The sequence below is a fragment of the Micrococcus sp. TCR-5 genome, assembly GCF_052220525.1.
Lineage (GTDB): Bacteria > Actinomycetota > Actinomycetes > Actinomycetales > Micrococcaceae > Micrococcus > Micrococcus luteus.
Map to the genome: position 1 here is coordinate 18480 of NZ_JBQPDO010000014.1, position 19943 is coordinate 38422.

General features: G+C 73.7%; 20 protein-coding genes and 1 pseudogene. 12 read left to right on the top strand and 9 right to left on the bottom strand.

The window, feature by feature from the left end:
• Positions 1-22 precede the first annotated feature (22 nt).
• On the bottom strand, positions 23-1258 hold the full coding sequence (locus tag ACTSKS_RS08760; protein ID WP_439883887.1) for an MFS transporter: 1236 nt from the start codon (positions 1256-1258) through the stop codon (positions 23-25).
• A 24-nt stretch (positions 1259-1282) separates the two neighbouring features.
• On the opposite strand from ACTSKS_RS08760, the gene ACTSKS_RS08765 reads away from it, so the two are divergent.
• Positions 1283-1792, top strand: a complete 510-nt coding sequence (locus ACTSKS_RS08765; RefSeq protein WP_063189379.1) for a MarR family winged helix-turn-helix transcriptional regulator — start codon at positions 1283-1285, stop codon at positions 1790-1792.
• Between the two features lie 15 nt (positions 1793-1807).
• Here the strand turns inward: ACTSKS_RS08765 and ACTSKS_RS08770 are convergent, their stop codons facing one another.
• Positions 1808-2626: a spermidine synthase gene (locus tag ACTSKS_RS08770; protein ID WP_439883888.1), complete on the bottom strand. Its 819-nt coding sequence runs from the start codon at positions 2624-2626 to the stop codon at positions 1808-1810.
• Between the two features lie 76 nt (positions 2627-2702).
• On the opposite strand from ACTSKS_RS08770, the gene ACTSKS_RS08775 reads away from it, so the two are divergent.
• On the top strand, positions 2703-3182 hold the full coding sequence (locus tag ACTSKS_RS08775) for an SRPBCC family protein (RefSeq protein ID WP_439883889.1): 480 nt from the start codon (positions 2703-2705) through the stop codon (positions 3180-3182).
• Positions 3183-3225: 43 nt separating this feature from the next.
• On the opposite strand, the gene ACTSKS_RS08780 is transcribed toward ACTSKS_RS08775, so the two are convergent.
• On the bottom strand, positions 3226-4305 hold the full coding sequence (locus tag ACTSKS_RS08780; protein WP_439883890.1) for an ABC transporter ATP-binding protein: 1080 nt from the start codon (positions 4303-4305) through the stop codon (positions 3226-3228).
• 82 nt (positions 4306-4387) lie between these two features.
• On the bottom strand, positions 4388-5407 hold the full coding sequence (locus tag ACTSKS_RS08785) for a LacI family DNA-binding transcriptional regulator (RefSeq protein WP_049158353.1): 1020 nt from the start codon (positions 5405-5407) through the stop codon (positions 4388-4390).
• A gap of 340 nt (positions 5408-5747) precedes the next feature.
• Here ACTSKS_RS08785 and ACTSKS_RS08790 point away from each other — a divergent pair, with 340 nt between their 5' ends.
• The 3 genes from ACTSKS_RS08790 to ACTSKS_RS08800 all read left to right on the top strand — a co-directional run bounded on the left by ACTSKS_RS08790 (position 5748) and on the right by ACTSKS_RS08800 (position 9823).
• Positions 5748-7070 (top strand): sugar ABC transporter substrate-binding protein, encoded by a 1323-nt coding sequence (locus ACTSKS_RS08790; RefSeq protein WP_439883891.1) that lies wholly within the window; start codon positions 5748-5750, stop codon positions 7068-7070.
• Between the two features lie 117 nt (positions 7071-7187).
• Positions 7188-8825 carry an ABC transporter permease subunit gene (locus ACTSKS_RS08795; RefSeq protein WP_049158246.1) on the top strand — a complete coding sequence of 546 codons (1638 nt, stop codon included), beginning with the start codon at positions 7188-7190 and terminating at the stop codon, positions 8823-8825.
• 77 nt (positions 8826-8902) lie between these two features.
• Positions 8903-9823 carry a sugar ABC transporter permease gene (locus tag ACTSKS_RS08800; RefSeq protein ID WP_049158252.1) on the top strand — a complete coding sequence of 307 codons (921 nt, stop codon included), beginning with the start codon at positions 8903-8905 and terminating at the stop codon, positions 9821-9823.
• A gap of 40 nt (positions 9824-9863) precedes the next feature.
• On the opposite strand, the pseudogene ACTSKS_RS08805 reads toward ACTSKS_RS08800, so the two are convergent.
• Positions 9864-10090, bottom strand: a pseudogene (locus ACTSKS_RS08805) (acyl-CoA desaturase); the annotation flags it as partial.
• Positions 10091-10331: 241 nt separating this feature from the next.
• Here ACTSKS_RS08805 and ACTSKS_RS08810 point away from each other — a divergent pair.
• The 3 genes from ACTSKS_RS08810 (at position 10332) to ACTSKS_RS08820 (ending at position 12319) form a co-directional block, all read left to right on the top strand.
• A complete protein-coding gene (locus ACTSKS_RS08810) occupies positions 10332-10544 on the top strand; it encodes a hypothetical protein (protein WP_065572688.1) in 213 nt (70 codons plus the stop codon).
• Positions 10545-10748: 204 nt separating this feature from the next.
• Positions 10749-11399: an excalibur calcium-binding domain-containing protein gene (locus ACTSKS_RS08815; RefSeq protein WP_439883892.1), complete on the top strand. Its 651-nt coding sequence runs from the start codon at positions 10749-10751 to the stop codon at positions 11397-11399.
• Between the two features lie 29 nt (positions 11400-11428).
• Positions 11429-12319: a class F sortase gene (locus tag ACTSKS_RS08820; RefSeq protein WP_439883893.1), complete on the top strand. Its 891-nt coding sequence runs from the start codon at positions 11429-11431 to the stop codon at positions 12317-12319.
• Between the two features lie 27 nt (positions 12320-12346).
• On the opposite strand, the gene ACTSKS_RS08825 is transcribed toward ACTSKS_RS08820, so the two are convergent.
• Complete coding sequence (locus ACTSKS_RS08825) at positions 12347-13633, bottom strand: NAD(P)/FAD-dependent oxidoreductase (protein ID WP_442927466.1); 1287 nt, start codon at positions 13631-13633, stop codon at positions 12347-12349.
• Positions 13634-13705: 72 nt separating this feature from the next.
• Here ACTSKS_RS08825 and ACTSKS_RS08830 point away from each other — a divergent pair, with 72 nt between their 5' ends.
• A complete protein-coding gene (locus ACTSKS_RS08830; RefSeq protein ID WP_442927467.1) occupies positions 13706-14473 on the top strand; it encodes a sulfite exporter TauE/SafE family protein in 768 nt (255 codons plus the stop codon).
• A gap of 21 nt (positions 14474-14494) precedes the next feature.
• Here the strand turns inward: ACTSKS_RS08830 and ACTSKS_RS08835 are convergent, their stop codons facing one another.
• The gene (locus tag ACTSKS_RS08835; protein ID WP_020624715.1) at positions 14495-15103 is read right to left on the bottom strand and encodes a TetR/AcrR family transcriptional regulator; all 609 of its coding nucleotides are present in this window, start codon (positions 15101-15103) and stop codon (positions 14495-14497) included.
• Positions 15104-15175: 72 nt separating this feature from the next.
• Between ACTSKS_RS08835 and ACTSKS_RS08840 the strand changes: the two genes are divergently transcribed.
• From ACTSKS_RS08840 to ACTSKS_RS08850, 3 genes are all read left to right on the top strand, one after another.
• A complete protein-coding gene (locus tag ACTSKS_RS08840; protein ID WP_069941208.1) occupies positions 15176-15961 on the top strand; it encodes an ATP-binding cassette domain-containing protein in 786 nt (261 codons plus the stop codon).
• Positions 15961-18420 carry a YhgE/Pip family protein gene (locus ACTSKS_RS08845; RefSeq protein WP_230259897.1) on the top strand — a complete coding sequence of 820 codons (2460 nt, stop codon included), beginning with the start codon at positions 15961-15963 and terminating at the stop codon, positions 18418-18420. Before ACTSKS_RS08840 ends, ACTSKS_RS08845 begins: the two co-directional genes overlap by 1 nt.
• A gap of 97 nt (positions 18421-18517) precedes the next feature.
• A complete protein-coding gene (locus ACTSKS_RS08850; RefSeq protein WP_442927468.1) occupies positions 18518-19078 on the top strand; it encodes a GNAT family N-acetyltransferase in 561 nt (186 codons plus the stop codon).
• Between the two features lie 12 nt (positions 19079-19090).
• Here the strand turns inward: ACTSKS_RS08850 and ACTSKS_RS08855 are convergent, their stop codons facing one another.
• Both ACTSKS_RS08855 and ACTSKS_RS08860 read right to left on the bottom strand, forming a co-directional pair.
• Positions 19091-19621: an SgcJ/EcaC family oxidoreductase gene (locus ACTSKS_RS08855; protein ID WP_134416223.1), complete on the bottom strand. Its 531-nt coding sequence runs from the start codon at positions 19619-19621 to the stop codon at positions 19091-19093.
• 29 nt (positions 19622-19650) lie between these two features.
• Positions 19651-19791 carry a hypothetical protein gene (locus ACTSKS_RS08860; RefSeq protein ID WP_017488522.1) on the bottom strand — a complete coding sequence of 47 codons (141 nt, stop codon included), beginning with the start codon at positions 19789-19791 and terminating at the stop codon, positions 19651-19653.
• Positions 19792-19943 lie beyond the last annotated feature (152 nt).

The following is a 19943-nucleotide window of genomic DNA, read 5'->3' on the forward strand; positions in this document are numbered from 1 at the left end:
GGCCGCCGTCACCGCGCGGGACTCAGGCGCGGGCCACGGTCTCCCGCCGCCCGTGCCGGCGTCCGTGCATCACGAAGTAGTACCCGGCGGCGACCACCAGCACGCCCGCCAGGGCCGCGTACATGGCGCCGTAGCCGGCCGAGGCCACAAGCCCGCCGAGGAGCACAGGACCCAGGCCCAGCCCCACGTCCGCGAACAGCATGAGGGTGGAGATGCCGGCGCCGAGCTGGTGGGAGGGCACCGCGTTCACGGCGATCGCCTGAGCCGCGGGCATGAGCGTGCCGTAGCCGAGGCCGCTCAGCGCCCCGGCCAGCACCACCTGCCAGTCGCGCGTGGCGAAGGCCAGCACCAGGAGCGCGGCCGTGAAGCAGAGGAGTGCGGGGTAGACGACGGCGTCGTCCCCCCGGCGGTCCTGCAGGGTGCCCAGGGTGAGGCGCATGACGAGCATCGCCGCGGCGTAGGCCAGGAAGAAGAGGCCGGCGCCGGCTGTGAGCCCGCGCTCCACCGAGTAGGCGTTCAGGTAGGTGAGGATCCCGGCGTAGCTCAGGCCCACCAGCAGCATGAAGCCACTGATCGGCAGCACCGCCGGGTGCAGCACGGAGCGCAGGCGGAAGCCCACCGCGGGGGCGGGGTGCTCCAGGGGGAACTCGCCGGCGGCGCGCTCGCCGTCGACGCCCGCCGCGGCGGGCGCCTCGCGCACCAGCAGGCCCAGCACGAGGCTGACCACCGTGATCCCCAGAGTCGCCCGGAACAGCCACACGTAGCCGATGGAGCCGGCGAGGAAGAGCCCCAGGGCGGGGCCGATCGCGGTGGCCAGGGTGGTGCCCAGCGCGAGGTGGCCGGTGGCCTCCGCGCGTCGCCCGTCGGGGATGGCCGCCTGGGCCAGGGCCATGACGGCGGTGCTGGCGAAGGCGTAGCTGGCGCCGTGGAGCATGCGCACCGCCACCAGGGCCGGCAGTGAGGAGGCGACGAGGTAGAGCGTGCAGGACAGCGCGACGGCGACCAGGGCCACCACCAGGACGCGGCGCTTGCCGAAGCGGTCCACCACGTGGCCGGTGACCACGCGGCTGACGGTGGCGCCGATGACGAAGGCGCTCGAGGCCAGCCCCGCCCCGGCGTCCGAGGCGGCGAACTGCCGGACCGCGTACACGGCCATGGTGGTGACGAGGGCGTAGAACGCGAGGAACTGGAGGAAGGAGACCACCCAGGCGAGGACGAAGGTGGGGGAGGCGATGCGTTCCTGCTCGGCGATTTGCATGATGCAAAAGGTAGCATCGTTTGCATGATGCAATCATCTGAGGGGGCGTGGGTCGACCCGGTCGAAGGGATCATGTACGAGCACATGCTCCTGCTGCGGGTGGCCACGCAGGGGGTGGCCCCCTACGGCCGGTCGAGCGCGCTGGAGCGCAGCGCCACCGTGCTGCTCGCCCGCCTGGAGGCGGGCGGGGCCATGAGCATCGCCGAGCTGGCCGAGGCCTTCGACCTCGACGTCTCCACCGTCCACCGGCAGGTGGCCGCCGCCATGAAGGCCGGCCTCGTCGAGCGGGTGGCGGACCCCGACGGCGGCTCCGCCCGGCTGCACCGTCCCACGGAGGAGGGACGCGCCCGCCTCGCCGCGGAGCTGAGCTCCCGCGCGGACAACGTGGCGCAGATCGTCTCCTCCTGGCCCGCCGAGGACGTCGTCGAGTTCAGCAGGCTCCTGCGGCGTTTCAACGAGGGGGCGGAGGAGCGCCGGGGCCACCCGTGGCCCCGACCGCAGACGGGCCCCGGTGCGGAGGACCCCCGGCTCTGAGCACCGCGCCCGCCCTCAGGCGCGACGGATGCGGTCGGCCAGCGCGGCCGACTCCGCCGGGTCCAGCACGGCCGCCGGATGCGGCCCCGCCGCGGCGAGGCGCTCCGTGCAGCCGGCCTCTCCCAGCGGCGCCCCCGCGGCCAGAACGACGTTGCCCCAGTCCAGGCGCTCCAGCATCCCCTGGTCCGCGAGCGTCCACGGGCCGGGCACCCCGGCCTCGGCGGCCGCCTCCTCGAGGGCGCCCAGCTCGGCGCCCAGGAAGCGCAGGCCGGCGTCGTCGCCGATGTTCACCAGCAGCACCCCGCCCGCCGTCAGCAGCTCGAGCAGCTCCCCGTAGAACACGGCGCCGCGCAGGTGCTCGGCGCCCTCCTCGCCGGTGCCGATGTCCAGCACGACGGCGTCGAACCGCTCCCCGTCCAGCGCGAGGTCGACGGCGGCCAGGCGCGCGTCCGCGACCACGGAGACGAGGTCCGTGCCCGCCGGCAGGGGCAGCTCGGCGAGCACGAAGGACACGAGCTCCCGGTCCAGGTCGACCACCGTCTGCTCCGAGCCGGGTCGGGTCGCCTGGAGGTAGCGCGGCAGGGTCAGCGCGCCCGCGCCGAGGTGCAGGACCCGCACCGGCGCGCCCGTCGGGGAGGCTGCGTCGAGCACGTGGGCCATGCGGCGCAGGTACTCGTAGCGGATGCGAGCGGGGTCGGCCAGGTCCACGTGGGACTGGACAGCCCCGCCGATCTCCAGGACGAACCCGCCGAACTCGTCGGGGGCGATGCGGGCGTCCACGCCCGACGTGGACAGGTGGACGGTGTGGCCGGAGGGGGAGGGCTGGGCGGGCATGCCCCCAGCATCCCACCCCTGGCGCGAGCCCCGCCGGCTCTCTCGGCGGGTGTGCACCGGGGTCTACGCTCTCCCCATGGAGCACATCGACGAGACCGCCCTGCCCGCCCCTGAGGACCGCGTCGTGTCCGCGACCCGTCACGTCGACGCGCCGGCCGGCGTCGTCTTCGAGCTGATCGCGGACCCCTCCCGCCAGCCCGAGTGGGACGGCAACGACAACCTGGCCGAGGCCGCCCCCGGGCAGCGGGTGACCGCCGTCGGGGACGTGTTCGTGATGACCCTGCAGAAGGGCGTGGACCGCGCGAACCACGTGGTCGAGTTCGAGGAGGGCCGCCGCATCGCCTGGAAGCCCTCCGAGGTCGGCGGGGAGCCGTTCGGCCAGCTGTGGCGGTGGGAGGTCGAGGGCGACGACGAGGGCGGCTGCCGCGTCACCCACACCTATGACTGGACCGCCCTGACCGACCCGAAGCGCATCCAGAAGGCGCTGCGGACCGGCGAAGAGCAGCTCCGTGCGTCGATCGACCGGCTCGCGGAGCTCGCCGAGCGTCAGGACTGAGGGCAGGCGACGCCCGCCGCCGTCACGCCGCTCCGCGCCGCCGTCAGCGGTTGAGTCGCTCGCCGGTGTCGGCGTGGAACAGGTGCACGCGCTCCGGGTCCGGGACCACGTGCACCACGGACCCCTTCTCCGGCGCCGTGTAGCCCACCGTCCGCAGGGTGATGAGCCGCTCCTCGCCGCCGATCGTCGCGTGACCGTACACGTACGCGTCCGCGCCGAGCTCCTCCACGGTGTCCACCTCCACGGGCAGGCCGGCGGCGTCGTCGCTGACCACCAGGTTCTCGGGGCGCACGCCGAGGTCCACCGCCGTGCCAGCGTCGGCCAGATCCTCCCGCGGCACGGGGATGACCTTCTCGCCCCAGTGCACGCCCTCGTGCGTGGCGGGCATGCGGAAGATGTTCATGGCGGGGGAGCCGATGAACCCGGCGACGAACACGTTCATCGGGCGCTCGTAGAGGTTGCGCGGCGTGTCCACCTGCTGGAGGCGGCCCTCCTTCAGGACCGCCACCCGGTCGCCCATGGTCATGGCCTCGGTCTGGTCATGGGTCACGTACACGGTGGTGGTGCCCAGACGGCGGGTCAGGTTGGCGATCTGGGCGCGGGTCTGCACGCGCAGCTTCGCGTCCAGGTTGGAGAGCGGCTCGTCCATGAGGAACACCTGCGGGTCGCGCACGATCGCCCGGCCCATGGCCACGCGCTGACGCTGACCTCCGGAGAGGGCCTTCGGCTTGCGGTCCAGGTACTCGGTCAGGTCCAGCAGCTTCGCGGCGTCCTCGACGCGGCGGCGCCGCTCGTCCGCGGGGACGCCGGCGATCTTCAGGGCGAAGCCCATGTTGTCCGCCACGGTCATGTGCGGGTACAGGGCGTAGTTCTGGAACACCATCGCGATGTCCCGGTCCTTGGGGTCCACGTCGGTGACGTCCCGGTCGCCGATCAGGATGCTGCCGTGGGAGAGCTCCTCGAGACCGGCGAGCATGCGCAGGGAGGTGGACTTGCCGCAGCCGGAGGGGCCCACGAGCACGAGGAACTCGCCGTCGGCGATCTCCAGGTCGAGGGAGTCGACGGCGGGGCGGGGGGAGCCGGGGTACTGGCGGCTGGCGGAGCGGAAGGTCACGGAGGCCATGGTGGGGTTCCTTTCACGGGCAGGTACGTGCCCGACGGTCCGAGGTGAAGGAGAGGGGTGGGTGAGGGTCGGGGCTGACGGTCTACGGCGGCGCGGTGCTCGCCCTCGGCCGCAGGGCCAGGTGGTGCATGATCCGGTGGGGGTGGGCGGCGCCGTCGAGGGCGCCGAGCGCCAGGCGGACGGCGCGGCGGCCCTGCTCGAGCGGGTTCTGGTCCACGGTGCTGATGCCCAGGCGGGCGGCCTCGGGGTGGCCGTCCAGGCCCATCACGGACACGTCCTCGGGCACACGCAGCCCCAGGGAGTGGGCTGCCATCCAGGTGCCCATGGCCATCTCGTCCGAGATGCACATGACCGCCGTCGGCCGGCGCCGCGGGTCGGCGAGGAGGGCGCGCGCCTGGTGGTAGGTGCCGCCGATGGTGAAGTCCGCGGGCACCATCCAGTCGGCCGGCGTGCGCACCCCGGTGGCGGCGAGGGCGTGCAGGAACCCGCGGGTGCGCTCGGTGCTGACCTGGAACTCGATGTCCTCGTCCACGCGGCCCACGTAGGCGATGTCCCGGTGTCCGAGCTCCAGCAGGTGCTCGGTGGCCATCCGGGCGGCGCGGGCGTGGTCCACCTGGACCGCGGTGAACCAGTCGGGCAGGGTCTCGCCCGCCGGCAGGCGGCCACCGATGGCGATCACGGGCCGGCCGAGGCGTTCGAGTCCGGCGAACTCGAACACGCTCAGCCGGAACGAGAGGGTGATCAGGGCGTCCAGCCGCCGCCGGGGCAGCAGGTCGGAGATGACCGTGGATCGACGCTCCGGGTCCTGGCCGACGTCGTAGAGCGTCAGGTCGTACCCGTGCCGCACGAGCTCGTCCGCGGCGCCCTCGAGCACGGCGGCGAAGAACCACCGGTGGACGGAGGGGGTCACCAGCCCGATGTTGCGGGTGCGGCCCGAGGCGAGCGAAGAAGCGGCGGAGTCCGCCACGTAGCCGAGCGTGGCGACGGCCTCCTGGACTCGGGTGCGCGTGGCGGCCGCCACGGGGCCGGAGCCGGTGAGAGCGCGGGAGGCGGTGGCGGTGGAGACCCCGGCCATGCGGGCGACGTCCTTGATGCCGACCATCGGCGGTCCTCCTCCCGGTTCATGGGGTTCTGCGGCGGGGCGGGTGCACGACGGCGGCGGGCCGGGGGTCGATGCGTGGCACCAGAGTACGGCACGGCAGGCGCGGTGGTGGAAGCGCTTCCATTCCGGTTTCAGCCGGTCCTGACCTCCGCCCCCACTCCCGCATGCCCGTGTTCATGCGGGAGCGCACCTCTGTGTGGCATATCACAGTGGAAGCGTTTACACTCCTGGGGACTGACTCCTTCAGCCGCCGGGGGCAGGCGCCGTCTCACCGCGGGGCCCACGTCGGCGACGCAACGGCCGGCGCATGCCGCGGGCCACCCCTCGTGAAAGGCACATCATGCAGTCGACGACGACCGGCGGCCTCTTCCGCCGCCCGCTCAGCCTGACCCTCACCGCGGCGTTCTCCGCCCTCGCGCTCACCGCGTGCGGCGGCGGCTCCTCCGCCCCGGCGTCCTCCTCCCCGGCCGGCGCCACCGAGCAGGGCACGGCCACCGCGTCCCCGAGCCAGGACCTCTCCGAGGCCGGCGCCAGCACCATCACCATGTGGGTGGACCAGAACCGCCAGGAGCCGCTGCAGGCCGTGGCGGAGGACTTCAAGGAGGACACCGGGATCACGGTGGAGCTCGTGGTCAAGGACAACTCCACGATGAAGGACGACTTCATCACCCAGAACCCCACGGGCGAGGGCCCGGACGTGATCGTCGGCGCCCACGACTGGATCGGCTCGCTCGTGCAGAACGGCACCATCGAGCCCCTTGAGCTGGGCGAGAGAGCCGGCGACTTCGTGGAGTCCTCCGTGCAGGCCGTCACCTATGAGGGTCAGACCTGGGGCGTGCCGTACTCCGTGGAGAACATCGCCATCCTGCGCAACACCGAGCTGGCCGAGTCCACCCCGGCCTCCTTCGACGAGATGATCGCGGAGGGCCAGAAGGCCGTCGACGCCGGCGAGGCCGAGTACCCGTTCGTGGTGGGCCTGGACGCCGTCAACGGCGACCCGTACCACTTGTACCCGTTCCAGACCTCCATGGGCGCCCCCGTGTTCAAGCAGGCCGAGGACGGCTCGTACGACACCGGCTCGCTGGCCATGGGCGGGCCCGAGGGTGAGGCCTTCGCCGAGAAGCTGGCCGAGTACGGCGAGTCCGGGGTGCTGAACCCGAACATGACCGCGGACATCGCCAAGGAGCAGTTCAACTCCGGCAACGCAGCCTACTTCATCACCGGCCCGTGGAACATCGAGGAGGCCGAGGCGGCCGGCGTCGACTTCGAGGTCGAGGCCATCCCGTCCATGGGAGACCAGCCGGCGCAGCCGTTCGTGGGCGTCAACGCCTTCTTCGTCTCCTCAGAGTCCGAGAACCAGCTGGCCGCGAATGAGTTCGTGGTCAACTACCTCTCCACCGAGGCGGCCCAGGACGCGCTCTTCGCCGAGGGCAAGCGTCCCCCGGCGCTGACCGCCTCCTTCGACAAGGCGGCCTCGGACGAGACCGTGAAGGCGTTCGGCGAGATCGGCGAGAACGGTGTCCCCATGCCGGCGGCCCCCGAGATGGGCGCGGTGTTCGAGTTCTGGGGCGGCGCCGAGATGAGCATCATCAAGGGCGAGGGCGACCCGGTCCAGACCTGGCAGAAGATGATCTCCGACATCGAGGGCCGCATCGGCCAGTGATCCGGCGCGGTCCGCCTCCGGCGTCCCCGCGGGGACGCCGGAGGCGGACCGTGGCCCTGCGCCCTCGGGGCGCGCACCCCCCCTTCCACGGCAGGCCCTCGGGCCGGATGAGGAACCATGAGCCCGTCTTCCACCGCGTCGGACCGGTCCGACGCCGCCACCGCCGCCCTCGACGACGCCGCGCGCCGCACCGGCCCGGGCCGCCGTCGTCGGGCGGACGCCCGGGGTACCGAGGGCCTCGGCGGCACGCTGGCCAAGATCGTCCTGCTGGGCCTCGTGGACGCCTTCGCGGCGTTCCTGCTGTTCCAGCTCGCGGCCGCGGGGGACTGGGTGGTGTTCGCGCTGACCCTGGCGGTCACGATCGGCATCAACTGGATCTACCTGCGCCGCGGCGGCCTGCCGGCCAAGTACCTCGCCCCCGGCCTGTTCTTCCTGATGCTGTTCCAGGTGTTCGTGGTGGTCTACTCCTCCTACGTCGCCTTCACGAACTACGGCGCCGGGCACAACTCGGACAAGGCCGCGGCGATCGAGATCATCCAGCGCTCCTCCTCCATCCGCGTGCCGGACTCCCCGGTGTACGACATCACGGTGCTGGAGGAGGGCGGCGACCTCTACCTGCTGACCCTGCGGGACGGGGAGCCCGTCCTCGGCGGCGCGGACCAGGCGCTGGAGCCGGTCGAGGCCCAGATCCAGGACGGGGAGCCGGTGGGGGTGGAGGGGTACACCACCCTGCGGTTCGGCGACCTGCTGCAGCGTCAGGACCAGGTCACCCGCCTGAAGGTCCCGCTGAGCGACGACGCCGCCGACGGCACCCTGGAGACGCGCGACGGCTCCCGCGGGTACGTGTACGCGCCGCGTCTGGAGTACGACGAGGCCCGGGACACCTTCACGGACCTCGAGAGCGGCGTGGAGTACCGGGACAACGGCGAGGGCCAGTTCCAGGCGGACGACGGCAGCACGCTGCAGACCGGCTGGCGGGTGTTCGTCGGCCTGGACAACTTCACGCGCGCGTTCACCGACCCCGAGCTGCGCGACCCGCTCGTGCGGGTCACCGTGTGGACCTTCGCCTTCGCGTTCCTGAGCGTGGCCACGACGTTCGCCGTCGGGCTGCTGCTGGCGATCGCCTTCAACCGCTCGGACATGCGCGGCAAGAAGGTCTACCGGGTGATGATGATCCTGCCGTACGCGTTCCCGGCGTTCCTGTCCGGCCTCGTGTGGGCCGGCCTGCTCAACCCGGAGTTCGGCTTCGTCAACACCGTGTTCTTCGGCGGCGCGGACATCCCGTGGCTCACCGACCCGTGGCTGGCCCGGCTGTCGGTGCTCGTGGTGAACCTGTGGCTGGGCTTCCCCTACATGTTCCTGGTGACCACGGGCGCCCTGCAGTCCCTGCCCGAGGACGTGGACGAGGCGGCCCGCATGGACGGCGCCGGCCCGTGGCGCATCTTCCGCTCCATCAAGCTGCCCCTGCTGCTGGTCTCGGTGGCGCCGCTGCTGATCTCCTCGTTCGCGTTCAACTTCAACAACTTCAACATCATCTACATGCTGACCGGCGGCGGACCGCGGTTCCCCGACGCGGGCTCGAACATCGGCGCCACGGACCTGCTGATCACGGTCGTCTACAAGACGGCGTTCAGCGGGGTGGGGCGCGACTACGGCCTGGCCTCCGCCCTGTCCATCGTGATCTTCCTGATCGTGGCGACCATCTCGGCGATCAGCTTCCGGCAGACCAAGGCGCTCGAGGAGATCGACAAGTGAGCATCCCCCAGGATTCCGGCCGGCCCCGGCCGGACGCCCCCGAGGCGGGCGTCCCGACCTCGCCCCTTGCCGCCGCCCTGGCGCAGCAGGAGACGGACCCGCTGCGCTGGGAGGAGGACCCGGCCCCGCCACGACGCCGCCGCTCGTTCGGCCGGTGGATGCGGGAGCTGGGCTGGCGCCACGCGGTGGGCGTGCTGGCCAGCGCGTTCGCACTGTTCCCGCTGCTGTACGTGCTGTCCGCGTCGCTCGACCCGACTGGCACGATGGCAAGCTCGAACCGGCTGTTCTCCTCGTTGAGCGGGCAGAACTACGTGGACCTGTTCAGCGATCCGAACCGGCCCTTCGGCCGCTGGTTCCTCAACACGATGGTGATCGGCGTCATCACGTCCGTGATGACGGTGTTCCTCGGCGCCCTGGCCGCCTACGCGTTCTCCCGGATGCGGTTCACGGGCCGCCGCGTGGGGCTGCTGACGCTGCTGCTGGTGCAGATGTTCCCGCAGCTGCTCGCGGTGGTGGCGATCTTCCTGCTGCTGACCTACATCGGCAACCTGGTGCCCGTCCTGGGCATCGGCTCGCAGCTCGGCCTCATCCTCGTGTATTTGGGCGGCGCGCTCGGGGTGAACACGTACCTGATGTACGGGTTCTTCAACACCATCCCGCCGTCGCTGGACGAGGCCGCCAAGCTCGACGGCGCCTCGCACGCGCGGATCTTCTTCTCGATCATCCTGCGCCTGGTGACCCCCATCCTCGCGGTGGTGGCCCTGCTGTCCTTCATCACCACGGTCTCGGAGTTCGTGATCGCCTCCGTGGTGCTCACGGACCCGTCCGCGCAGACGCTCGCGGTGGGCCTCTACGGCTACGTCTCGGAGACCCGCTCTGAGAACTGGGGCGTGTTCGCGGCCGGCGCCGTGCTGGCGGCCCTGCCCGTGATGGCGCTGTTCCTGTTCCTGCAGCGGTACATCGTCTCCGGCCTCACGGCCGGCGGCGTGAAGGGCTGAGCCGACGACGGCGGTGGGAGGGGCGCCCGCCCCTCCCGCCTCACGGCAGTGCCAGCCGGGACACCTTCTTCCACGCGGAGCCCACCTGCCGCAGCAGCGGGCCGGTCGTGTACGGCAGGCCGTAGCGCGCGCAGATCTCGCGGAGCCGATCATCTGGCGCACGTACCCGTCGCCGCGGGTCTGGCCCTCCACCATCTCCTCGGAGAACGTCTCCGTGCCCTGGGGGAAGTGGCCGCAGAAGATCACCGCGTGTGCCCAGATGTTGCGCCCGCCTCGGCATGGGCTTGTCCGTGGTGACCGACCTCGGCGAGTCCGTCTGGGCCTGCATCGACGAGCTCTCCGCGGTGAGCGCCCAGGCCCACGCGGAGGCCCAGGCGGCACGCGGGCGTCCTCGACGCCTCAGGGGACCGGGGGCGAGCAAGCCTGGCCGTGACGTGGCATGCGGTCCACGCTGGGCCGTACGAGCGGCGGGGATCAGCCCCGTCCGGATTCCGCCCGAGAGGACGACATGACCCATCACGAGAACCACGACCGCCAGGACCTGGCCGCCGGGGAGACCTATCTGATCCACGTCCTGGAGACCTCGGACCCGCCCGGCAACCCGGACCACTACCGGATCACCGACGCCGTGGAGGCCCACCACGAGGCCACCGGCTCCTACGACGTCGAGGCCGCCGGCATCGACGTCGCCCGTGACCTGCTCGCCCGCCACGCGAAGTGATCGCGCGGACGACGCGCCGTCTTCCCTCCGGGGGAGGCGGCGCGTCGTGGGTCGGTGGAGGCGCGTCGCCCCAGGTCAGCGGCAGAGCCAGCGGCGCCGCTGACTGGACATCCAGGGTCCGGTCATGGTTTTCTCAGCAACGTCTGCCACGTCACATCCCCCTGTGGTGCGTTCCATCCTCCCCTTGAGACAACGAGGTCTGCCATGAAGAAGATCGTCACCGGCGCCACCCTGACCGCCGCCCTGGGTCTGTCCCTGTTCGCCGCCGCCCCCGCGACGGCTGTCGAGGCGCCGCGCAATTGCACTGACGTGTACGAGATGGGCTTCTCCCACGTGCCGAGCGGCCACGAGTGGTTCAAGCCGAAGATGGACGCGAATAAGGACGGCATCGGTTGCGAGGGCCGCCAGGACCTGAAGCGCCTCGACAAGCCCGCGGTCAACGACTCGACGGGGTACCACGACCCGACTGACCAGGCCCTGCCGGACGCGGCCTACACCTACCCGGACTGCAAGGACGCCTACGCGGCCGGGGTCTTCAACATCCCCGCGACGCACCCGGACTACCACGATGACCTGGACTCCGATCAGGACGGCGTCGGCTGCGAGTACAACGTCGAGTACGGCGTGATCGTCGAGGGTCGCGAGCAGGCCGCCGCCGCCGAGATCGAGGCCATCAAGACCGGGGCGGTCGTGGAGACCGAGGACGAGTCCCAGGTGTCCGTGGTCCCGGTCGGCGCCGCCGAGACCGGTGTGGCCCCCGCCGCCGACCCCGCCGCCGCGTTCGCGGTGGGTGCCCTCGGCCTGGCCGGCGTCGCCGGTGCGGCCGTGCTGGTCTGCCGTCGCGCCCAGGCCTGAACCCGGACCGGATCCCCTCCGCTTCACGCATGATCCGGATCCGACCCGCCCGCCGCGGACGCCTTGTGGCGTCCGCGGCGGCGCTCTGCCTGCTGCTCACCGGATGCGCCGGCCAGGCCGCCTCGACCCCGGATCCCGCCGCGTCCGCCTCGGCCGCCCAGGCGCAGCGCTCCCGCGAGGCCCGCGCCGCCGAAGCCTCTGCCTCCCGGGCCGCCGCGTCGTCGTCGGCCGAGGCGGTCCGGGCGAGCGCGGCCGCGGAGAAGTCGGCCGCCGCAGAGGCGTCCGCCAAGGCCTCCCGTGCCGCGGCCTCGGCTGCGGTGGAGGAGGCGGCTGCCGAGGAGGCCGCCCGCGCCCAGGCCGAGGCCGAGGTCGCTGCGGCCCAGGCGGCCGCGGCGGAGGAGGCCGCTCGCGTCGCCGAGGAGGAACGCTTGGCGCAGGCGGCCGTCGTCGCCGAGGGCCTGGACGACTCCCCGCCGGTGTCCTTCACGATCCCCTCGATCGGGGCGGGCTCCGACCTGATGCGCCTGCTCCTGCGGGACGACGGCTCGCTCGCCGTCCCGCCCGCCGAGCCCGGCTCGCCCGCGGCCTGGTACGCGAACTCGCCCAGCCCGGGGCAGCGGGGCCCGGCGGTGCTGCTCGGCCACGTCAACGCCACGGACGGCTCCGCGGGCGTCTTCGCCCACCTGACCGACCTCGCGCCGGGGGACACGATCGAGGTGGAGCGCGAGGACGGGGCCGTGGCCGTGTTCGCGGTGGACCGCGGCGTCACGTACGGCAAGGACGAGTTCCCCACGGACGAGGTCTACGGGGACACCGAGGCCCCCGAGCTGCGCCTGATCACGTGTGACGGCTACAACGCCTTCACGCGCGAGTTCGAGGAGAACCACATCGTCTACGCGACCCTCGTGGACGTCTACTGACCGGCTGCGGCACCGGGCGCCGCCCGCTCAGGCGTCCGCATCCGTCCGCAGCTCGCCGCGCAGGTCCCCGCTCACCTCCGACCACGCCGCCCCGGCGGCCACGAGCTCCCGGCCGCGCGCCGCGTCGTCGTCCGCGTTGTAGGTGAGCACACCCACCAGGCGGTCCTCCTCGTCCGTGTACCAGACCGTGAAGGAGCCGGGGCGCTCGACGAGGCGAGCCGTGGCGTGGCCGTCGCCCCAGGCGCTGTGCTTGAGGAGGTGCTCGCCGATGGTGCTCCAGAACCCGGGCACCTGGTCCCAGCTCCGCAGCGCGTCCTCGTCGGCGTCGGCCTCGTGCGCGAGCGCCGAGCTCTGCCCGGCCGTGCCGTCCGGGACGGACACCGTCGTGACCGCGGCGTTCGCGCCGGCCACCTCGCCCATCGCCAGGGCGTCGCCCCAGTGCTCGACGACGATCGGCCGGTCCGCCACCGTGTGCCGGGCCCGGGAGACGTCCCCGGCCACCCACACGCCGGGAGCCGCGGCCAGATGCTCGTCCGCCACGATCCGTCCCTCGTGGACGGTCAGCTCCGTGCCCTCGAGCAGACCGCCGCCGGGCTCCATGCCCACCGCGGCGAGGATGAGGTCCGGGGCGAGGGTGACGCCGTCGTCCAGGTGGATGGTCCGGGGGGCCTCGATGCCGCTCACCCGCACGCCCGTGCGCAGCGTGACGCCCGCGCCCGTCAGCCACTCGGCGATCCGCTCGCCGGCGACGCGGCCCAGCCGCCTCTGCTGCGGCACCTCGTCCGGGGTGACCAGCGTGGTGGCCACGTCGCGCAGGGCCAGGGACGCGGCCGCCTCGCAGCCGATGAACCCCGAGCCGATCACGACGGCGGAGCGCGCGTGCCCGGCGGAGGCCACCAGGCGGCGGGCGTGGTCGAGAGAGCGCAGCAGGTGCACCTCGGCGTCGTCGTCCGCGACGGGCAGGGGCTTCGGGTGCGCGCCGAGGGCGAGGATCAGGCGCTCGAAGCGGACCGGCTCCTCGCCGGCCCGCAGCGTCCGCGCGGCGAGGTCCGCGCCGGTGACGGTGGTGCCGCGGCGCAGCTCGACGCCGTCCGGCAGCTCCTCCCCGGCGATCGGCGTGCCCTCGGGGGCCGCCATGCCGCGCAGCAGCTCCTTGGACAGCGGCGGACGCTCGTAGGGGTGGTCCACGTCCGAGGTGAGCATGAGGACGGGGCCGGGTCCCCCGGCGTCGACGTAGGCGCGGGCGGCGCTGACGCCGGCGGGGCCGCTGCCCACGATCACGAGCGGGTACGGGGTGGAGCTGTGCTGGGCCATGCGGCCAGCATGCGCACCCGTCACGGGCGGGCACCAGGGCCGACGGGCCCCCGGCTCCGGCATACTGCCCGCATGGACCCCTCCCTGGTGTGGCTGCCGGCCGTCGTCGCGCTGGCCGCGATCACCCTGGGCGGCACGCTCCAGCGGGTGAGCGGAATGGGTGTGGGCATGATCGCCGCACCCACGCTGTCCCTGCTCCTGGGCCCGGTGGCGGGGGTGACGCTGTCCAACGTGGCCGCCTCGGTGTCCGCGGTGCTGCTGTTCGCGTTGCTGCACCGGCATGTGGACTGGCCGCGCTTCGTCCGCCTCGCGCCGTTGCTCGTGGCCGGCTCGTTCGCGGGGGCGTGGGCCGTGCGGGTCCTGGACGCCCACGCCCTCGAGATCCTCCTGGGGTCCTCCGTGCTGGTGGCCGTGGCCGCCGTCCTGGGCCTGCAGCAGCGCTTCACCGCCCAGGGGAACGGGGCCGTGTTCGCCTCCGGCGCCGTCGCCGGGTTCATGAACACCACCGCGGGCATCGCCGGGCCGGCGCTCGCGGTCTACGCGGTGGCGAGCCGGTGGGACCAGCGCTCGTGGGCGGCCACCCTCCAGCCCGTGTTCCTGCTGGCCAATCTCACCTCGCTGGTCACCAAGTCGCTGTTCGGCGCGGCCGTGCCCGCGGGGCTGCACGTGCCGTGGCCGGTGTGGGTCGCCGTCGTGGCGGGCGGCCCGCTGGGTGTGCTGCTCGGTTCGGTGGTGGCCCGCCGGGTGGACCCCGAGAAGGCGCGCGTCCTCGCGATCTGCCTGGCCGGCGTCGGGGGCACGGTGGCGCTGGTGCGCGGTGTGGCCGGCACTCTGGGCTGAGGCGGGGCCGGCGCGCAGGCGTCAGGGCAGGAGGGAGCGCACGGCCGCGGCCAGCGTGTCCCGCACGTCGTCCACCGTCAGGTCCTCCGGGGCCAGGTGCCGCTCGACCGACAGCGTGTGCACGAGCATCAGGAGCATGGCCGCGGTGTGCGTGACCTGCTCGTCCGGGACGTCGGCCAGCACGCGGTGCTCACGCAGCAGGCCGGCCAGGAAGTCCCGCCGCCGGACGGTGAGCGTCCGGTAGGCTCTCCCCACGGCGGGCTCGCGCAGGCCCACGGCCTGGAACTCGTGGAGGAGCAGGGGCCAGGAGCCCGTGGTCTCGAGCACGACGTCGGCCAGAGCCTCCGCCACGCGGGCCACCAGGTCCTCGCGCGGCAGGTCGGGGTCGTCCAGGGCGTCGGCGACGCCGTCCATGGCTCGGGTGGTCGCCCGCTCGAACTGGACGGTGCAGGCGGCGGCGAAGAGGTCCGGCTTCCCCGCGAAGCCGGAATAGACGGCGCCCTTCGTGTAGCCGGCCTCCGCCGCGATGCGGGCGAGGGAGGAGCGCGCGTAGCCCTCCCGTCCGAACACCCGGGCCGCGTGGTCGAGGATGGCCGCGCGGACATCCTCGCGGCGGGGTCGGGTGGCCATGTTGCCCTCTCGATGCCGATGGTATTGAATACCGATGGTATTGAATCCGCCTCGACTCGGCAAAGAGGGCCTATGTCTTCCACTCCCACCGACGCCGATCACCATGGCCCCGGGCCCGCCCCCGTCCCGGCGCACCTCGACGACCTCCCGCCCGCCACCCTCGTGGCGCGCGGTCTGACCCTGCGCGGCGGTCGCGGGCCGGTGTTCGGCCCCCTCGACCTCGTGCTGCCCCCGCAGACCCACCTGGCCGTGCTCGGAACCCAGGGCTCGGGCCGCTCGGCCCTGCTGCTCGCCCTCACGGGGCGCCTGCAGGGCGTGCGGGGCGAGCTCGTGCTCACCGGCGGCCCCGTGGACGTCGCCCTGGACGGGCCGGAGCGGCCCGCCGCCCGCGCGTACCGGCCCCCGATCGACGCCGCGCGCCACCCGCACGCCCTCCGCGCCCGCACCGCCGTCGCCCACACCACCGACGTGGTGGAGCTCGAGCCGGCGCTGACCGCGGCCGAGGTCGTGGACGAGCGCTGCCTCGCCGACGGCGTGCGCCGCCGCGCCGGCCGCGCGCGCTTCGCCCTCCTCGCGGACGCGGTGAGGCTGAGCGTGGCGCCGGAGGCCGTCGTCGGGGAGCTGCCTGCACCCGAGCGCGCGCTGCTGGCCGCCGTCGTCGCCTGCCTGCGCCCGGCCCGCCTCGTCACCTTCGACGACGTGGACGCCACCCTGACCATCGATGAGCTGGTCGCGCTCCACGCGGCCCTGGACGTCCTCAAGGACCACGGCCACCCGTTCGCGGTGAGCGCCGTGGCCTCCGCGCCCGTGCCGCGCGACGCCGTCGTCCTCACCCTGCCCCCCGTCCGGGAGAACTGATGCTGTTCCGCTACGAGCTGCGACGCTTCCGCCGTGGCCTGCCCCTGCTCGCCCTGCTGTTCATCTTCCTCGTCCCCGCCATCTACGGCGCCCTGTACCTGTCCGCGAACTGGGACCCCTACGGGGCCATGGACCGGCTGCCGGTGGCGATCGTCAACGAGGACGAGCCCGTCCAGCGCGGCGACACCACGCTGCGCACCGGCGCGGACATGACCGAACGCCTCAAGGACGACCGCGCCTTCGACTGGCGCGAGACCACGCGCGAGGAGGCCGAGGAGGGACTGCGGGAGGGCCGGTACTACCTCGTCCTGGAGATCCCCGCCGAGCTCAGCCGTGACCTCGTCAGCCCCGAGGGCGGCGGGACACCGCAGCAGGCGCAGATCACCCTGCGCCGAGACGACGCCAACGGCTTCGTGATCGGCTCCGTCACGAACGCGAGCCAGGCCAAGGTCGAGGCCGCCGTGAACCGGTCCGCGATCGAGGCGTACTTCGAGGCCGTCTTCTCCAGCCTCGGCGAGCTGCGGTCGGGCATGGTGGACGCCGCCGACGGCGCCGCGCAGCTGGCCGACGGCACGGCCTCCGCGGAGGACGGCGCGAGCCAGCTGGAGGACGGGATCGTCCAGGCCCACGACGGCTCGGGCAAGCTGGCCGAGGGCGCGGGCCAGCTCGCCACGGGTGCGGGTGACCTCGCGGACGGCGCCGCCCAGGCCGACGACGGCGCCCAGCGACTCGCCGCGGGCGCCGCGTCCGCGCAGGACGGGGCCGGGCGCCTGGCCGACGGGCTCGACCAGGCGCGCGGGGGCTCCCAGGCCCTCGCCGACGGTGCCGGGCAGCTCGCCGAGAACGCCCCCGCCCTGCGTCAGGGCGCCACGGACCTCTCCGACGGGCTGGCCCAACTGCAGACCGGATCGGCCGAGCTCACCGACGGCGCCACGCAGGTGGCCGACGGCACCCAGCAGCTCTACGACACGGTGATCCCCGGCCTGGACCAGGTGATCGAGCGGCAGGACGCGGTGGCCGCCGACGTCGCCGCGGTGGACGAGGACGTCCAGCGGGTCGCCGAGGTGGCCGGCACGGCCGAGGACGGCGCGGGCGCCCGCATCGCCGACGCGCAGGCCGCCCTGGCCGAGCTCGCCGAAGAGGACCCGACGCTCGCCGAGTCCGAGCAGTACGCCGCGCTCCAGGAGGCGCTCACCGGCGCGGACGAGCGGGTGACCGCCGTCGCCGGCCGCGCCGAGGAGGCCGCCGCGACCTCCGCGGCCGCCAACGAGCGCGTCCAGGGCTTCGTCGAGGACGACGTCGCCGCCTCCGCCAAGGCGGATCTGACGGACCTCAACGACGGCGCCCACGCCGTGGCCGCGGGCGCCGAGAAGCTGCAGGGCGGGATCGGTGAGGCGAAGGACGGGGCCGACTCCCTCGCCGACGGCGCCGGGAAGTTCGCGGACGGCCTCGAGCAGCTGGGCTCCGGCGCGACCGAGCTCGACGGCGGCCTGGCCCAGCTCCAGGACGGCGCCGGGGAGCTGCAGTCCGGCCTCGGCGAGCTGACGGACGGGGCGACCACCCTCGCCGAGGGCAACGCCGCGCTCCACGACGGGGCGCTGACCCTGCAGGACGGTGCGGGGCAGCTGGAGTCCGGCGCGACCGAGCTCGACGGCGGCCTGGCCCAGCTCCAGGACGGCGCCGGGGAGCTGCGCGCCGGCCTCGGCACCCTCGACGACGGCGCCCACGAGCTCGCCTCCGGGCTCTCCGACGGCGTCGACCGCGTCCCCGCCCTGACCGAGGATCAGCGGGACGAGGCCGCCCTGGTGATGTCCCGGCCCGTGGAGGCCGTGATGCAGGTGGACAACTCCGCAGAGGTCTACGGCCGCGGCATGGCGCCGATGTTCTTCTCCATCGCGCTGTGGGTGTTCGGCATCGCCGCATTCAACATCATGCGGCCCATCAGCGGGCGGCTGCTGGCCGGGCGCCGCAACCCGGTGGCGATCGCGCTGGCCGCGTGGCTGCCCGTGGGCATCGTGGCCGTGGGCGGCGGTCTGCTCATGCTGGCCGCCACGCTGCCGCTGGGCCTGGCCCCCGTCCACCCGGTGCGGGCCGTGGCCCTGACGGTGCTCGTGGCCGTGGTGTTCTCCCTCATCGCGCACCTGGTGCAGACGGCGCTCGGCACCCCCGGTTCGGCGCTGCTGCTGGTCCTGCTGATCCTGCAGCTGGCCTCCACCGGCGGCACCTACCCGGCCGAGGTGCTGCCCGGCTTCTTCCAGGCGCTGCACCCGTTCATGCCGATGAGCTACTCCATCGAGGCGTTCCGCAACGCGATCTCCGGCGGCCTGGACCAGCGCTTCTGGGTGCCGGTGGTCGTGCTGATGGGCATCGGGGCGGCGGCGCTCGCCGTGGACGTGCTCGTCGTGCGGCGCCGACGCCGGTTCCGCATGAAGGACCTGCACCCCGCGCTGCAGGCCTGAGCGGGGGCGGCCGCGGGCGGGGGCCGGGCGGGAGAGCGCCCGGTCACCCCGCGACGCGCGCCGCCCCACGCCCCCGCCGCGGCGGTACCGTCCGGGGATGACCTCCGCACCCCGCGCCGCCGTTGTCCGTCCGGCCCGCCCCGAGGACGCGCCCGCGATCGCCGCGATCGCCGCGGCCACCTTCCCGGACGCTTCCCCGGCCTCGCTGCCGCGTGCCGCGGTGGACGCGCACATCGCGCTGCACCTGAGCGAGGCCGCCGTGGCCGCGTGGATCGCGGACCCGGAGCGGATCGTGCTCGTGGGCGCCGCGGCCGACGCCCCGGAGACCCTGCTCGGCTACGCCCTGTACGAGACCGCCGCGACCCCCGAGGCACCCGTCACGGAGCGGCTCGGCGACGTGCTGGCCGGCCACCTCTCGAAGCTGTACGTGCTCGCCGAGGGGCGCGGCACCGGGCTGGCCGAGGCCCTCGTGCACGACGGCGTGGAGCGGCTGCGGCGGCTGGGGTTCCGGCACGTGTGGCTCGGCACGAACGCGCAGAACGCGCGGGCCAACCGGTTCTACGAGCGTCTCGGCTTCGCGACGATCGGGGCGCGGCAGTTCGTGGTCGGCGGGGAGCGCGTCGAGGACGACTGGGTGCGGCTGCTGACGGTGGAGTGAGCCCGCCGCCGCTCAGCAGGCCTCCGGGCCGTCGGGGTCGTCGTCGGGATCGATCCACGCCGACGGGTGGTAGTGCACCGCGGCCAGCCCGTCGTCGTCGGCCAGGTGGGTCTGCGCCTCGGGCACGGAGTCCGTGTTCTGTCCGGCCACCGCCTCCCACGCCCCGGCCTCGGTGCGGCGCACCACGAGCAGCAGGACGCCGGTGCGCTCGCCGACCTCGTCGCCGTCGGGCGCGGTCTGCCCCGTCATGGTCCACGGCGCGTGCACCACCGCCACGTCCCCGAGCTCGCGCACGCGCACGCGCCCGAGCTCGAGCCGCGAGTGCGGGAACATCCAGCGGAAGCCGAGCGCGTGGTTCACCCGGATCTGCCGACGCCGCCTCCACCACACGCCCACCACGTTCACGAAGTCCGCGTCCTCGGCGAACAGCTCGGCGAGCGCGTCGGCGTCGGCGGCGTTCCAGGCGGCCGCGAAGGCTTCGGCCACCGCGGCGGGGCCGGTCGGTCGGGCCGCGACGTCGGCGGTGGGGTCCGCGGGGGACATGGCTGCTCCTGGATCGGGGAAGGGCGGGTTCAGCGGGCGGGTCCGTAGGCCAGCGTCAGCACGACGGCGGCGAACAGCACCGCCATCACGGCCAGGACCGTGAGCACGGCGCGCAGGGCCGCACGCGTGCGCGGGTCGGCCGGGGGCGGTGCATCCGGACGTCGGGTCACGCTCGCCAGTGTGGCACGCGGCACGGCGCGAGGGGCGCGTGCGTCGGCGCGCGTCGAAGGCGCCTCCCAGCCGGGGCTCAGTCGACGCTGAAGCTGCGGATGTGGTTGCTGAACACGAAGCGGTCGAACACGGTCCGCGCCGAGCTCGGGTC